This window comes from Coriobacteriia bacterium (genome assembly GCA_031292615.1).
GTDB lineage: Bacteria > Actinomycetota > Coriobacteriia > Anaerosomatales > JAAXUF01 > JARLGT01.
Genome location: JARLGT010000036.1, coordinates 1 through 15363 on the forward strand (window position 1 = coordinate 1; position 15363 = coordinate 15363).

Genomic DNA, 15363 nt, shown 5'->3' on the forward strand with positions numbered 1-15363 from the left:
CCCTCCCAGAGCAACGAGTTCACTTGGTCCAAGGCCTCCTCATGCGAGATCCCGACCTCGTCGAGTTCAGCGGGCCGGCCTAGCACCAGCCCCATTTGCCGAAATAGCATCGCAACGAAGCGCGTGTTGAATGCCTTGATCTGACCCGCACGAACCGCGTCGTCGAGGTAGGTGGTGAACTGCTCGATCTGGCTGCGGTAGATGCCCTCGTAGACGCGGCGTGTGGACTCGTAGTCGCCGATGTCTCTACGAAACACATTCGACATTTGTGACGAAAGGCGCACGGTCGCGTCGTGATACCGTCTCGCGATCTCAACCGCTGTGGGAGCCGATTCGGCCTCCGCCTTGATCTGCGCGAGCGATCTGTCGGCCCACCGCTTGATCGCCGAGACAACGAGGCTCTCCTTGCTCGGGGCGATCCGGTACAGAGTGCCCGTCGAGCATTTCAGGCGACTGGCCATCTCCGAGACCTTCAGCGACGCGAACCCCTCGGCTGCGATGAGTTCCATCAGCCCATCGAGAATCGTCGCGGTTCTGTCCGAAGCCAGACGTTTCGCTGCCATGCGCACCCCCCAACGCTCCGTGCGATGCCTCGATTCTTGCACATAGGTTGAGAAATCTCTTGTGCACAATATTTCTCGCTCTGTATCATCGAGTGACGAACCGGCGGCCACGTTCCCCCCGGACGGCGCCGGTTTCCCCCCTGGAGTCCGCGGACTCCTTGAGGCGTCCCCCTTTGGACGCCGGGCGTGCCCCGCCCCCACGGGGGGCACGCCCAGTTCACAGTCCGGGCGTCGATTGTGAGAGGACGAGGAGAGGCATCCATGCCGAACGCAGGGAACAACTGGGATACGAGGATGCCCGAGATCCGCAAATCCTTGAAAGCCCGCGGGATCGTGGCGTTTCCTTCACACGAGACGCATTCCCTCGTCGTGATGCCTACAGACGGTCGTGCCGTCGTCGAGGGGCAGCCGGACTGGGAGCATGTGTTCTCGGCTCCTGAAGTGTTCATCTCGGAGGATGAGCTGGCCGCGGAGGACTACAAGGAGATCGTCCTGCGCAAGGTGACCGCCGCGCTCGGGCGCCTGCCACAGGGCTAGGCAAGCCGGACGCCGTCAGCCACCCGCCTACTTCTCGATGGTGACGAGCGTCCCGATCGGCGTGTACGGCCAGACTTTTGCGGCGGCAGCCAACGGGAGTTCGACGCAGCCGAGGCTTTGCGGCGTCCCGAACGAGGCGCGATTGAACGAGTGGATCGCGTCGCCCCCATTGAAGTAGCTGATCCAGCGGATCCCGGGGTCGTTGTAGTGGGTGCCGTCTGGGTTGGTGCCACTCATCGTGCCCACGGGGATGTGCTCGAACACCGGAAACGTGCCGAGTTGTGTGGGCGCAGCTGGCACGCCGGTATTGCCCGGGGACGTCAGGATTACTCGGCCGTTGTGCCAGAGGGTCAGCGACTGCGGCTCGTTGCGATGAACGAACACGTAGCTGTAGCCGACGGTCCGAGCCTTGCCCGCCAGAGCGTCGTTGATCAACGCCGACCAGACCGTGGGTCCGGCCACTCCGTCGGCGGGCAACCCATGCGTATCCTCAAACGTCATGATCGCGCCGTACGTGATCTCGCTCAGCCGGCCGACGTGCCACATCTCCTGCAGCTCTCGCGGCGTGCTGGGGTAGCGCCATGAGAACGCCCCCGGCGGCGGCGAGAGCGCCGCAGCGATCTGAGCGGCTGCAGAACTCGCCACGGGCGTTCCAGACGGCTGCCAGCTCACCGGGAGGTAGCCGAGTTGCGCGAGCAGCTGCTGGAGCCGCAGCGTCGAGCCCGAAGCGACTTGCCACTGCACCGTGCGGGTCAGCTGGGCCGCGCGCTGCCCAGCGAGGTGCACGGCCACCGGGAGCTCGACGCGCACGGTGGTGGCGAGCCCGAAGCCCGTCCCGCTCGGCTGGAACGCCAGCGTGTGCGCGTCCAGCTCGCGCCAGCTACCCGCGACGGTGGGCGTCACCTTGGGTCGCGCCTGCCCGAGAACGGAATCGACCGGTCCGGAGAAGGTCAGCTTCAGCGGGGCGGTTGGCGTGATCGTTCCCGCGGTTGAGGGCTCGGCCAACGCCTGCCGATACGGCCTGGCGGCGAACCAGTTCACCCGCACGGGGGCCGAGACACGTTCCCACGACCGTGCGGCAGACGAGACCTCGACCTGCCCAGCGCTCTTACCGCCGTGGGCGAGCACGCCGAGACTCACCGTTGCCTGGGGCTTCGGCAGCCTGCGTGCAGAGGACCCATCGACGGCGACCACGCGCACGGGGGTGTCGAAGACGGCGTAGGCCGGCAAGCCGTCTTTGACCTGAAGCCAGGTCTCACGCAGCGACGCCCTGGGCGTCTGGAGGGTCAAGCGCGACGATCGAACCGAACCAACGAGCCAGCCGATCCACACAGGACGGGCCACCGTCACATCAACCGTCAACCACTCGCCAGAGCCGAGCTGGCCGATAGGCCATATGCTCTGCCCGGTCAATCGAGCCGGCACCCGTGCGCCACTCGCCGAGCGAACCTCGACACCGATGACCCGACCGGCGAAACCCGGCAGTCTGACGCCCGCAAGCGCGTCCGGGCTCGCGCTGAGGCCCGGCTGCGGCCACGCGAGAAGCGCGGTCGCCACGACCGCGCCGAGAATCGCGACACCCACGACGGCAACGGCGATGAGCGAGACGCGCCGTCGCTCGGCCGCCATCGCCTCGGCCCTCGACGCTCGCCTGGAGGCTGGAGGTGCCGACGAGTGGCTGGCCGCGGCGCCGCCCGCCGAGCCGGCCAACGTTTCTGCCCCGGGAGGGGCGACGCTGACCTCGGCGATTCCCGGGCCGTCCTGCTCGGCGACTGGGGGCAGCGGCCAGCCACACTCTGGGCAGCTCTCCAGAGCTTCGTCGCCGATCTCGCTGTTGCAGTGCAAACACGTGCTCATGCCGATCCCGCCATCTACAGACGTGGGGGTCCCGCGTCTTCTCGCAACCCATGTTCACTTCTTCGCACGCGGTCATCGTTGAGTGCTTCTGCCCGGTTACTCGCCGGACCGCGCACAACTTCATTCCCCGACCGGCGGACCGCACCGAGGCCTGGTCCGCTGGACGGCGGGCCGCGTCTCAATAGCACGGCCGCTGCCACTGCGGCTGCAAGCACAACCGCTGCCAGAACCCAGAGCGCCACCGCCCAGATCGGCGAGCGTCCAGCCGACGCACGCTTCGAGGACAGCAGAGGCACGCGAGCTAGCACGGTGCCGCCTTGCGACACCACCAAGGTGGCAATCTGCCCGTCGGCCGCCGACTTCGCAGCATCGGGAGAGAGCAGCACGACGCGCTTGATCACCGGACCGCCAGGTGCGAATACGACGCCGGTGGCCGCCCGGGACGCGTACAGAGTGACGCGACTGCCGGCCTGCTCGGCGGTGTGCGTCTCGTCGGCCGACACCAGCGTGCGAACCTTGCAGTTGGCAAATCCCCAGTTGAAGAGCTTGCGCATGTCGTTGAAGCGCGCGGCCTCGGACGGCGTTCCAAGCACCACACCGAGCAGCTCGACGCCGTTGCGCTTGGCCGCCCCCACGTAGCAGAATCCTGCGCCGCTCGTGAAGCCGGTCTTGATGCCTTCGAGCCCCGCGTAGTGGCCCATGAGCAGGTCGCTCGACGCGTACGTGACCGAGGTGCCGTTGGGCCGAGGAACACTCACCTTGGACTGGCCGACTATCTGGCGCAGCACAGGGTCGGCCATGATGTGCCTGCCGAGCACCGCGAGGTCATCGGCGTTCGAGACCTCCCTGCCGCTGAGCCCGTTCGGGTCGACGGCGTGCGTGTGCCCGAGTCCGAGTGACGCGGCCTTGGCGTTCATCATGGCCACGAACTTACCTTCCGAGCCGCCCACGTGGATTGCGAGTGCCATCGCCGCGTCGTTGGCCGAGTGGATCAGCATGATATCCAGGAGCTGCTGCACCGTGAGACGTTGGCCGGCCTGCAATCGCACGCCGCCATTGCTGATCTCGGACTGCCTCGTGACGACGACCACGTCGCTGAGGTTTGCGTGCTCCCTGACGACCAGCGCGTTGAGCATTTTGATGGTGCTGGCGACGTGTCGTGTCTGTGTTGGGTGAGTCTGCCACAGAACGTGCCCGTCCATCGTCATGAGGAGCCCCGAAGGCACCGAAATGGGCGGCGAGGCCGATGCGCGGGCAGCAGCGGGAAATCCCATGACCGCCGCTGCCAGGGACACCAAGGTTGTGAGATGCTGCAGTTTCTTCAAGCGGTTCGTGATGGCGCCGTCTCCAAGCTGCCGGACCGTCATCTCGCACCATGATGGCGCAACCGTGTGAACACCTTGTGGAGGCGTTCACACCGAGCCCGCGGCGGGACACTACCCAATCTAGCCTGGCTCATCAAGAAACGGATTGGGAACCGGCTGGCCGAGGACCACAAGAAAAGTAAGCCCACAAGACGAGAACAGGCCAGAAGCTGCTGGGCTTCTGACCTGCGATAAGACTTGGTCGCGGGGGCCGGATTTGAACCGACGACCTTCGGGTTATGAGCCCGACGAGCTACCAGACTGCTCCACCCCGCAATGTATTCTTCGCCGCGTACGGCGGATACGCAGAATAGCATCGCACCTCCGAGGAGGCAAGCCTCGCGCATCAGCCACTCCGGACACACAGGGCAAGTTCAGGATCCGGTTCGATCTCGGCAAGCCGCCGTCAGTACGATCGCAACAGGGCGACAAAGATGGCAGGACCGACCTCAAGCCGTGTCGCAATCGCCCCGATATGACCACTAGCGGCACCGGTTCAGGGTCGGTGTTCGCGCAGTTTCTGTGGAGAACGCCTGAACGGCCGGTGTGGCACTCGTTTTGCACTAGTGTGGGTGCAAGCATTTACAGGGTTTTACGTGGGCAAACGGGTGAAATCCGCCCACGATGGTGGTAAAGTGTGAAGAGACGCTTCCGCCGGAGCGCCTTGTTTGTGCGCGCTTCCGGCGTAGCACATGCACCAGAAGGCAGGGCAATGAGGAACGGGCTCCACCGCATAGGCGCCAAGCAGATCGGCGTGCTGGTACTGGCAGCACTGCTGCTTTCGTGCGCTCCAGCCTTCGCGGAAACGACCTCGACGGCCAACAGCACCGCGACCTCGTCGACGCCATCCTCCACAAAGGCAGCGACCAAGTCGACATCCTCAAGCAGTTCGAGCCAGGACTCCTCGGCGATCAAGACTCCAGTCGACGCCAAGACTCAGGCTTTCCGCGATGCTCTGGCCGCCCACGAGGCACAACTCGAGGCCTTCAAGGCAGAGCTCTCCGCGATGGACACCGAACTCGAGATCGCGTCGCAGCAGTACGACGCGGCCTCCGACCAGCTCAACCAGCTCAACAGCCGAGTCAGCGCGGCAACCGCGGACATGGCCGCCGCGCAGAAGGCCTACGCCTTCCAGTCCGACATCCTGGGCAAGCGCGCCAGTTCCATGTACAAGGATGGAACGCTGGGGGGCGTGGAGGTTCTGCTCGACTCCAAGTCGGTCACCGACTTCGTCGCGCGGGTCAAGTTCCTCAACACGGTCGGTCTGGCCGACGCCTCGGCGGCTGACTCGCTCAAGGCCCAGAAGGACCAGATGCAGCAGCAGCTCAACGACTTGAAGAACTCACAGGAGCAGGCTCAGTCGCTCGAGTTCGAGATGGCTGCGCGCAAGATTGAGGTGCAGCTGCGCATCACCGAGCGTCAGCAGATGATGGCGGACACCGAGGGTAATCTCTCCAGCTTGCTCAACACCGAGGCTTCGCGCCGCGACGCCGAGCAGTCCACTCTGCTACAGCAGGTCCTGTCCGGCGCGAACAAGGCCGGCATCGTCGTGGTCCCGGGCTCGCCGGTTGAGACCGCCCTCGCCTACCACGGCATCCCGTACGTCTGGGGCGGTGCGACTCCCGCCGGCTTTGACTGCTCGGGCCTGATCATGTACGTCTTCGCCCAGCATGGCGTGAACCTGCCGCACTACTCGGGCTCGCAGTTCCAGCTCGGCGAGAAGATCGACCTTTCGGCCATCCAGCCTAACGACGTGGTGTTCTTCGGCAATCCCGTCCACCACGTGGGCATGTACGTCGGCGGCGGCTACTTCATCGAAGCTCCGTATACCGGCTCCTACGTCAGGATTTCGAAGCTCTCTAGCCGCAACGACATCGCCGGCGTCCGCCGCTACGCATGGGTGCCGCGTGTCGGAGCCCCCAAGGGCGCCGTGAGCAGCGTTTCCAGCGCTCTGAACTCCGTCAAGTAACAACGGCACCAACACGATCGCCCGAAGCCCCGCCCACTGCGGGGCTTCTTGGTTTGAGGGCTTGGGCACGTAGAACTCGGCGAGTCGCGCTTGGCGCTCTATCTCGCACGACGCATTTTGGGAGGAACGCTTGAAGGACATCATCGCCGCAGCCCTCGAGGCCGCGACCGCAGCCGGCTCCACGTACGCCGACGTGCGCGTAGTGGATACGGCCGAGGAGGAGATCGGCGTGGCATCCGGAGTCGTCGAGGGCGTCGAGCGCTCCGACAGCTTCGGCCTGGGGGTGCGTGCCATCGCCGACGGCGCCTGGGGCTTTGCGTCGAGCAATGTCGTGACGCCCCAAAGCGCCGTGCGGGTCGCCCGCGAAGCCGTCGCGATCGCGCGTGCCTCGGCGCTCGTCGCGAGCGCACCGGTGCACTTGGCGCCGGTCGAGTCCGCGCACGGCACGTGGTCATCGCGAGCCGAGATCGACCCCTTTGCCATCTCGCTCGAGGACAAGCTCACACTGCTTTTCGCCGCCGATGAGGCGCTTCGCAGCCAGCCTGCCGTCACTCTGACCAAGGCCGAGCTGAGCTTCCGTCGCCAGCACTGGTGGTTCGGTTCCAGCGAGGGAGCCATGATCGAGCAGACCGCAATCGAGTCCGGCGCGAGCATCGTGGCCTACGCTGTGGAGGACGGCGAGGTGGTGAGCCGCTCGTATCCCAATAGCCACGGCGGCGGTTGGTCACAGGCCGGCTGGGAGTACGTTGTCGGTCTGGACCTTGTCGGCCATGCTCCCCGGGTCGCCGAGCAGGCGGCCGCACTGCTTTGCGCCCCGTACGTCGAGGCGGGAACGCGCGACCTGATCATCGACGCCAGCCAGATGTCGCTGCAGGTGCACGAGTCGATCGGCCACCCCACCGAACTCGATCGGGTGCTCGGCGAAGAGGCTGCGTTCGCGGGAACGTCGTTCGTGACGCTCGACGACATCGGCAGCCTCAAGTACGGAAGCGAGTTCGTGACGGTCACGAGCGATGGCACCGTGCCTGGGTCGCTCGGCAGCTTTGGGTGGGATGACGAAGGCGTACCGGCGCAACGCGACTACATCGTTCGCGAAGGCATCCTTCAGGGCCTCCAGAGCTCGCGTGAGACCGCGCCGGCAATCGGGCGGACCAGCAACGGTTGCATGCGTGCCGACGGCTGGAATCGCATCCCACTCGTCCGCATGACCACTGTCTCGCTCGAGCCGGGCACGTGGGGCTTCGATGAGTTGGTCGCCGACACCGAGGGTGGCCTCTACATCGAGACCAACAACTCGTGGTCGATCGACGACAAGCGGCTCAACTTCCAGTTCGCCACCGAGATCGGCTGGGAGATCGAGAACGGGCGACTAGGCCGCGTGGTCCGCCAACCCAACTACACCGGCATCACGCCTCACTTCTGGGGCAGCTGCGACGCCGTGTGCTCCCGAGATCACTGGAGTGTGTGGGGCTTGGCCAACTGCGGCAAAGGCGAGCCGATGCAGGTTGCCCGCGTCGCCCATGGCGCCGCTCCCGCGCGCTTCCGCAACGTACAGGTTGGAGTTGGTCGTCGATGATGACGCCGGAGCAGGCTCGCGAACTGGCCCGTCGCGTCGTCGCCCTCACCGCAGCCGACCAGGCAGAGTGTTTCGTCGCCGCCGAGACCAACGCGCTGACGCGCTTCGCCAACAGCCGGATCAACCAGAACGTCGCCGAGGAAGACGCGCTCATCAGCGTGCGCGCGGTCGTGGGCAAGCGAGTGGGTGTCGCGTCCACCAACCGCCTCGACGACGAGTCGCTACGCCGTGCCACGGAGGCCGCGGTCACGGCGGCACGCGTCTCGCCGGAGGACCCCGAGTTCCTCGGATTGCCCGGCCCTGCGCTTGTCACAATGCCCCAGCGCGCCTTCGCCGCTACCCGCGGTTTCGACGCCGAGGCCCGCGCCCGCGCTGCCGGCGCCATCATCGAGCAGTCCTCGGCGCACGGCCTATCGGCAGCCGGCAAAGTACGCGCCGCCGAGCACGTGACCGCCGTGGCCAACTCGCTGGGTGTCGACGTCGGCATGGCCGTTACCGGCGCGCAGGCAACCGTGCTCTCGGCAGGGCACGACGGTGGGAGCGGGTGGGCAAGCTTCCTGGACGCCGACGCAGCCAACCTGACACCCGACACGCTTGGCCGCGTCGCGGCCGACCTCGCGTTGCGCTCGGCGAGCCCGGGCGCGCTGGTCGCAGGCACGTATACGGTGGTACTTGGGCCTGAGGCCGTAGCCGACATCCTCGACTTCCTCGCGTACGTGGGGTTCTCGGCCAAGGCGGTCGACGAGGGGCGCTCGTTCATGAGCGGACGCTCGGGCCAGAAGCTGATGAGCGAACTGGTCTCGATCGCCGACGACGCGCTCGGCGGCCATGCGATGGGCACGACATTCGACTTCGAGGGGCAGCCGAAAGTGCGCGTGCCGCTAGTCGAGCGCGGCGTGATCGGGCAACCCGTGACGGACTCGTACTGGGCGGCCAAGCTTGGCGTAGCGAACACCGGGCACGCACTCCCTGCGCCAAACACCTATGGGCCGATGCCGGCCAACCTGGAAGTCGCCGCGGGTGACGCGACCCTCGACGAGCTGATTGGCAGCGTGAAGAGCGGCGTGTACGTCACACGCTTCCACTACGTCAACGTCGAAGACCCTATCAGCGTGCTGCTCACGGGCATGACGCGCGACGGAACGTTCGCTATCGAGAACGGCAAGCTCGGCAGGCCGCTTAAGAATCTGCGGTTCACTCAGAGCGCTGTCGACGCTCTCGCCAACTGCCAAGGCGTGACGCGCGAGCGCACGTTCGTAGGCACTGAGGAGGGCGCCTCGTACGTTCCGGCGCTGCTGCTTGGCACGTTCGCGTTCACCGGGCAGACGGCCTAGAGACGGCGACGCGAACCGGCCCGACATCGCCAAGACACAAGAGGGCCCCGGCGAGCTTCACACGCCGGGGCCTCCATGAGTTCTCGGTCGCCCGGAGGGGCGTCCGGACGGACCAAGAGTGCTCAGTCCGCGACCCTCGCAAGCGAGGGCTGCAACATAGAGGATTGTCGACCGAATCCGGCGCGGACTTTAGGGTGTAGCCGCAGCTCAGGGCTGTTTCTTGATTGGCGGCGCTTCGCGATGGCAGCCGCGACAGTTCTGCTTCTGCACCTCGGTGATCTTGGGATGGTGCTGCGGCATCTTCTTGGAATCGAGCTGCGCCTTGGTCAGTGCCGGTGGAGCGCCACATCCCGACAGGCCCAGCACGGTGCAGGCCAGAGTCAGGGCCACCACAACCTCGATCCCGCGTCTGCTCATCGGTCCCCCGTCGTCATCCTGGTGGCAGCTGGCTGCATTCGCGCGGCAGTCGCAAAGTCATCCGAACGGCGACAGTGTAGCGCCTCGAGCAGCGAGTAGGCACGGTGCGTGCGTATAATCGGCAACATCGAATCCCCCGCCCGCGCGGATTGTTGCGTGGGCATGCACAAGAAGGCGCCTCTAAACTGACTTCCCTTCACTCAAATCCCGAGCGTTCATCTGCGGCTGAGACGCCGTGCCAACAGTGCGAGGCCGCGCTTTGAGGCCGCGGCACAGTGCCCGCTACGGCCATCGGCGCGACGGCGGAGTGCGCCAGATTCGCAGCGATGGTGGCGTGCACTATCCGGGCGTCGATCTGCCCGCAGACGTTGCCGCCGAGACCGGAGGCGCCACGCCCGACTCGGCGATTGACGACGGCCGACGCCTGTCGCCCGCTCGCGACACCGGCCTCGAGATCTCGAGCCGCGTGTCTCGGCAGCAGGACAGCGCGGCCCGTCGGCAGCGCACGACCGTCATCGTCTCCATCGTCGCAGTCGCCGTCCTCATCTCGGCGGCGATTGGTTGGCGCTACGTCTCCGACCGTATGGCCGCGGCGTCTCCACTGACGGCCGAGACCGCCTCCGGCAAGGTCGTGGGCAACATCGCGCAGACGCTCTCGGGACATGGCTCGACGACTTCGGCGTCGGTGCACGCAGCCGCCACGCCCATCTTTGCGTACTACGGCAAGCTGAAGCTCCACCTACCGATTCCGCTGGCGGACCTCACCGAGATCGGCTTTCATCAGGCCTCGTACGGCTACGCGCTTCGCATGAAGACAACGATGAAGGACGCCAACCTTGCCTTGGCGGCCAAGAACAAGTCGACCGGCCGAAACATCTCCAAGCAGCCGTCGGGTCCCGATGCGGTCATGACCGGCTACGTGATCCGCATGTGGCGCAACCGACCGGGCCGGCCCGACACGGCGGCCGACGTTGGAGCTCTCGCCGGCACGACGGTGCTCGCTCCGGTCAACGGCACCGTCATCAAGATCAAGCCGTACCTCTTGTACGGCAAGTATCCCGACTACGAGCTGCACATCCACCCGGACGGCACGTCGGGGTTGGACCTCGTGATGATTCACCTGACCAACCTCACGGCGCATGTGGGCGACCATGTCGACGCGGGTGTCACTCCACTGGCTCGGGTGCGCAAGCTCTCCGACAAGTTCCACGACCAGCTGGCCGACTACACAGTTGGCGGCGGCGACCACGTTCACATCCAGGTCAACAACATCTACTACAAGGGCTACAAGGGTCTGATCGGCGCGATTACGGTGCCGCGCTCACCGGGCGTTGCTAGCACGACCGGCGGGACATCGACGCCAGTGGGCGCCTCAAGCGGCTCGGATGACAGCGGTAGCGACGACTCCGCCAACGGGGACTAGCGGGTCGTCAGGCGGTTGGCTCGCCGCCGGGCTGCACGACTGGCGGGGTGTCGTGGGAAGCCGTCTCCTCGCTCGCGAGCGGAGCGGTGGTTGGCTCGGCGGTCTCGGCGCTGGCTCGCTCGATGAAGCCGCGGAATCGACGATCGAACTCGGAGCGCACCAGCATCACTCGGCGATCGCACCCTCGGCACTTCAGGCCGATATCGGCGCCCACGCGCACAATCTCCCACTCGTTGGTGCCGCATGGATGCGGCTTCTTGAGCTTGACGACATCGCCAAGTTTCACGGGTGTGATGGGGACGGCCATGCGCGCCTTTCTGCGGTTTCGGCTCAGATATGCACTCAACGTGCAGCTCTCGCAGCGTGCGGTGCGGTATAACGGAGTATAGCGCCCGCCGATTCGCGGGAACGCCATGACTAGCGACCCTGCGCGAGAGGCTTTCGCGCACGACTTGGAGGTTGGCCCGCATGAAGACTCCAGCCGTGCTGTCCGTTCTGGGCGGGGACTGCGTCGGCATTGTCGCCGCGGTCTCGAGCGCGCTTTCCGAAGCGCACGCCAACATCGAGGACATCCGACAGACCATCATCGGCGGCATCTTCTCGATGACGATGCTCGTGACCGTCGATGAAGAAGCTACGGCCTTCGACGTGCTGCAGAAACGCCTCGCCGAGATCGGCGAGAAGATGGGTCTGCAGATCACGCTGCAGCGCGAGGACGTCTTCCGCTATATGCACCGAATCTAGTACGTCGCTCGCGCGCCGTGCCCTACGCTGCCCCGGTCCCATGCCTCGTCCCTGCCGCCACGCATTGCAACGGAGGTCGCTCGTGATTTCACCCGAGGAGATCGTCGAGACACTCACGATGATCACCCAGCAGAACCTCGACGTCCGAACGGTGACGCTGGGTCTGTCGCTGTCCAGCTGCGCCGACAACGACATCGACGTCATGGCGCGCAAGGTCTACGACCGCGTCACGTCCGCCGCCGAGCGTCTGGTTCCGGTCGCGGAGCAGATCGAGCGCGAGTTCGGCATCCCGATCGTCAACAAGCGCATCTCGGTGACACCCATCGCCAAGCTCGCCTCGGCCACTACGGCCGAGGACATCTCGCCGCTCGCGCTCGCACTCGACCGCGCGGCGCACGAGGTAGGTGTCGACTTCATCGGCGGGTTCTCGGCGCTTGTTCAGAAGGGTACTGGCGACGGCGACCGGCGGCTCATTGCATCGATTCCCAGCGCGCTGGCGGCCACGGAGCGCGTGTGCGCGTCGGTCAACGTCGCGACCACTCGCGCGGGCATCAATATGGACGCGGTCCTGCAGATGGCGCACATCGTCCGAGCCACCGCCGAGGCGACCTCCGATCGCGACTGCATCGGCTGCGCCAAGCTGGTCGTCTTCGCCAACATGGTCGAGGACAACCCGTTCATGGCAGGCGCCGTGCACGGCACTGGCGAACCGGACGAAGTCGTCAACGTGGGCATCTCGGGCCCGGGCGTCGTGCGCGCAATCCTGGCGTCCATGTCCGAGGAGGCAGACCTCACCGCTATCGCCGAGGCGATCAAGGCGACGTCGTTCAAGATCACGCGCGTGGGCGAGCTCGTGGCGAGAGAGGCCGCCAAACGCCTTGGGGTCGCCATGGGCATCGTCGACCTCTCGCTGGCCCCCACACCTGCTGAGGGTGACTCGGTGGCCGAGATCATTGAGGCGATGGGGGTCGGCCGCTGCGGCGGTCCGGGCACGACAGCGGCGCTCGCTCTGCTCAACGACGCGGTCAAGAAGGGCGGCGCGATGGGCACGAGCTCGATCGGTGGCTTGTCCGGCGCCTTCATCCCTGTGAGCGAGGACCAGGGCATGATCCGCGCCGCCGAGTCCGGCGCTCTGTCTATCGAGAAGCTCGAGGCAATGACAGCGGTGTGCTCGGTGGGACTCGACATGATCGCGATTCCGGGCGACACCACGGCCGAGACCATCGCCGGGATCATCGCCGACGAGTGCGCCATCGGTGTCATCAACTCGAAGACCACCGCAGTGCGACTCATTCCGGCGATCGGCAAGGGGGTCGGCGAGCGGCTGAAGTTCGGGGGGCTGCTCGGCGAGGCACCGGTCATGGCGGTCAACGAGTGGGCTGGCACTGTCTTCGCCCGCCGAGGCGGCCGCTTCCCCGCCCCTCTGCAGTCTCTGCGCAACTGACGCCACTCTGATACCACTCGTTGCGCCCGCGGCGGGTTCTTGCGTGCCGCTCGCAGGGCGCTCCGGAGAGTCCAGGCCGCACGGAGCCACGCCGCGGCCGGAGCTTGAGTGACTTGCGACACAACCGTTCTTCCCCTCCAATCGACCGCTTAGCGGATTGCTGTTGAGCACGGTTAATTGGGAGCCGATGACTCTCCTGCGCAGGAAAAGCACGGCACACACGTAGCTCGCTCCTCGCAGGCAAAAAGCCATATCTTATCGGAGTATTTGGAGGGGTCATGAAGAAGAGTCTGATCTTGGGCGTGCTCGTAGGCGCGGTCCTGTTCGCCAGTGCCGCCAGCTATGCCGCGGCCGACACCGCCACCATCACCAAGGTGGGTTCGGGTACCACCGCTCAGACCGCGACCGACACGGTCACGGTCAAGACGACGATCAACCCGAAGCTGGTCCTCACCGTCGTCACGCCGGCCGCCTCGCAGACCGTCGACTTCGGCACGCTCGACCCGGGCACCGTCACCGGCACCCAGCCCGTCAGCCTGACCGTTTCGTCCAACAAGACCTACAACATCACAATCGCCAAGGTCGGCGACGCGGCAATCGGCCTGAACACCACACTGGCCAACTCGACCAACAACGCAAAGACCGCAAGCCAGGTCTTCCCGGACACCTACAGCCTCAACGTGCCGTGGACCACGGACCCCGGTACCTACACCGCGACCGTCCAGTACACGGTTGTCCAGAACTAGAGTCTCGCATCACTAGTCGTCGCCCGAAGGCCTCTTGGCGACTTCCCTCGCCGAGGGGCCTTCAACTACACCATCGGTCGAACCACGGCTTCGCCCACTGACGAAGCCTGCTCTCGGAGGCAGCAATGAAACGGATCTTCATCATCCTGGCGCTCGTCGCGATTGCGCTCTTCACGGGAGTTGTGACCTACGCAACCGCCGACACGGCCATCATCAATGGCGTCGGCGGCGCGTCCCAGACAGCAAGCGATACCGTCACCGTCAAGGCGACGATCAACCCGAAGCTCACGCTCACGGTTGTAACTCCCGCAGCATCCCAGACCGTCGACTTCGGCACGCTTGACCCGGGCACCGTCTCGGCAGCTCAGAACGTCAACCTCACGGTCCAGTCGAACAAGACCTACAACATCACCAAGACAACGACTGGCGCGGCGCCCATCGGACTTGCAACCTCGCTCGCAAACTCAACCAACAACGCTCGCACGGCCGGACAGCTCTACGCGGACAGCTACCAGCTGACCGTACCGTGGACGACCGATCCTGGCTCCTACACCGCGACCGTTCAGTACACGGTGATCCAGAACTAGCACAGCATCCCTGTCGCTCTCATACGAGAAGACCCCCGCAACTGCCGATGCGGGGGTCTTCCATGTGGTGTGAGTTTGGCCCGCACTGCCGGCCGCGGGCCGATGGGCGAGTCTCGGCGAGCTAGGATTCCGAGAGCGGTTACTCCTCGTACTCGGAGTCTGGGAACGGGCGCTCGCGCTGCTCCGCGACCATCTGCGCGGCTCTCTCCTCGACACTCTTCTGCCGGTGGCGAGTCGAGCGTACCGCAATCACCCAGATGATTCGCACGAGGATCGCCACAACGATGATGGCGGCCAGGACGAGCACCCAGTACGGGATGAGCCAGACGTCTCGAGACTCCGTGATGGTGTCGGCACCGCCATTGGTGGCTTTGCCGTCTTCGCCAACTGGTGAGACATCCAGGCGCACCTTGAACTGCCCGAACGGCATCTTCTCGGCGAGCAGCGTGCCGCTGGCCTCTAGGTTGTTGCCAGCGAACGCCGTCAACCCGTCGATCGCGGTCTGGCGCTGAATCTCATTGTCGTTGCGGTCGAGCAGCAGCACGCGTGCGCCCACGCGCTGGTCAACGTTGCCCAAGTTGCGCACAAGGAAATCGAACGGCACGGACCCGCCGATCACGAACTGCGGGACGGTGAAGGGGCGGATCTCGAGCTTGTGCACCAGGTCGCCCGCAACACGCAAAGTGACTCGCGCGCCGAGGCGACCCGAGATGTTGGACTGAGCTCCCTGGCCAGGTTTGGGCGGCTCGAAGGACTCGAAGAAGATGATGACGTTGTGGTCGCCTGGAGGGACCGTTGGAGG

Annotated in this window: 14 protein-coding genes, 1 tRNA gene and 1 pseudogene; 9 read left to right on the forward strand and 7 right to left on the reverse strand. The window is 65.6% G+C overall.

The genetic code is table 11. The features are described 5' to 3' along the window. A partial coding sequence (locus tag P4L93_03330; GenBank protein ID MDR3685981.1) for a TetR/AcrR family transcriptional regulator occupies positions 1-563 on the reverse strand: 563 nt, incomplete at its 3' end. 261 nt (positions 564-824) lie between these two features. On the opposite strand from P4L93_03330, the gene P4L93_03335 reads away from it, so the two are divergent. Beyond that, positions 825-1100 carry a hypothetical protein gene (locus P4L93_03335; GenBank protein MDR3685982.1) on the forward strand — a complete coding sequence of 92 codons (276 nt, stop codon included), beginning with the start codon at positions 825-827 and terminating at the stop codon, positions 1098-1100. 27 nt (positions 1101-1127) lie between these two features. Here P4L93_03335 and P4L93_03340 read toward each other — a convergent pair whose 3' ends face one another. The 3 genes from P4L93_03340 to P4L93_03350 all read right to left on the reverse strand — a co-directional run bounded on the left by P4L93_03340 (position 1128) and on the right by P4L93_03350 (position 4597). After that, positions 1128-2957, reverse strand: coding sequence for a L,D-transpeptidase family protein (locus tag P4L93_03340; protein ID MDR3685983.1), 1830 nt, complete (start codon positions 2955-2957; stop codon positions 1128-1130). A gap of 14 nt (positions 2958-2971) precedes the next feature. Next, on the reverse strand, positions 2972-4324 hold the full coding sequence (locus P4L93_03345) for a D-alanyl-D-alanine carboxypeptidase (GenBank protein ID MDR3685984.1): 1353 nt from the start codon (positions 4322-4324) through the stop codon (positions 2972-2974). A 196-nt stretch (positions 4325-4520) separates the two neighbouring features. Next, positions 4521-4597, reverse strand: a tRNA-Met gene (locus tag P4L93_03350). Between the two features lie 436 nt (positions 4598-5033). Between P4L93_03350 and P4L93_03355 the strand changes: the two genes are divergently transcribed. The 3 genes from P4L93_03355 (at position 5034) to P4L93_03365 (ending at position 9200) form a co-directional block, all read left to right on the forward strand. Then, complete coding sequence (locus P4L93_03355) at positions 5034-6290, forward strand: NlpC/P60 family protein (protein MDR3685985.1); 1257 nt, start codon at positions 5034-5036, stop codon at positions 6288-6290. Positions 6291-6420: 130 nt separating this feature from the next. Next, a complete protein-coding gene (locus P4L93_03360) occupies positions 6421-7866 on the forward strand; it encodes a TldD/PmbA family protein (GenBank protein MDR3685986.1) in 1446 nt (481 codons plus the stop codon). Next, the gene (locus P4L93_03365) at positions 7863-9200 is read left to right on the forward strand and encodes a TldD/PmbA family protein (protein MDR3685987.1); all 1338 of its coding nucleotides are present in this window, start codon (positions 7863-7865) and stop codon (positions 9198-9200) included. The genes P4L93_03360 and P4L93_03365 overlap by 4 nt, the downstream gene beginning before the upstream one ends. Positions 9201-9407: 207 nt before the next feature. Here P4L93_03365 and P4L93_03370 read toward each other — a convergent pair whose 3' ends face one another. Then, a complete protein-coding gene (locus P4L93_03370; protein ID MDR3685988.1) occupies positions 9408-9617 on the reverse strand; it encodes a hypothetical protein in 210 nt (69 codons plus the stop codon). A 259-nt stretch (positions 9618-9876) separates the two neighbouring features. Here P4L93_03370 and P4L93_03375 point away from each other — a divergent pair, with 259 nt between their 5' ends. Then, positions 9877-11040: a hypothetical protein gene (locus tag P4L93_03375; GenBank protein MDR3685989.1), complete on the forward strand. Its 1164-nt coding sequence runs from the start codon at positions 9877-9879 to the stop codon at positions 11038-11040. Between the two features lie 109 nt (positions 11041-11149). Here the strand turns inward: P4L93_03375 and P4L93_03380 are convergent. Beyond that, a pseudogene (locus P4L93_03380) lies at positions 11150-11347 on the reverse strand (DUF951 domain-containing protein). Between the two features lie 161 nt (positions 11348-11508). On the opposite strand from P4L93_03380, the gene P4L93_03385 reads away from it, so the two are divergent. From P4L93_03385 to P4L93_03400, 4 genes are all read left to right on the forward strand, one after another. Then, the gene (locus P4L93_03385; GenBank protein MDR3685990.1) at positions 11509-11784 is read left to right on the forward strand and encodes an ACT domain-containing protein; all 276 of its coding nucleotides are present in this window, start codon (positions 11509-11511) and stop codon (positions 11782-11784) included. A gap of 40 nt (positions 11785-11824) precedes the next feature. After that, positions 11825-13228, forward strand: coding sequence for a PFL family protein (locus tag P4L93_03390; GenBank protein MDR3685991.1), 1404 nt, complete (start codon positions 11825-11827; stop codon positions 13226-13228). A gap of 278 nt (positions 13229-13506) precedes the next feature. Continuing rightward, on the forward strand, positions 13507-13974 hold the full coding sequence (locus tag P4L93_03395) for a hypothetical protein (GenBank protein ID MDR3685992.1): 468 nt from the start codon (positions 13507-13509) through the stop codon (positions 13972-13974). A gap of 125 nt (positions 13975-14099) precedes the next feature. Beyond that, positions 14100-14561, forward strand: a complete 462-nt coding sequence (locus P4L93_03400; GenBank protein MDR3685993.1) for a hypothetical protein — start codon at positions 14100-14102, stop codon at positions 14559-14561. Between the two features lie 139 nt (positions 14562-14700). Here P4L93_03400 and P4L93_03405 read toward each other — a convergent pair. Next, a partial coding sequence (locus tag P4L93_03405) for a hypothetical protein (GenBank protein ID MDR3685994.1) occupies positions 14701-15363 on the reverse strand: 663 nt, incomplete at its 5' end.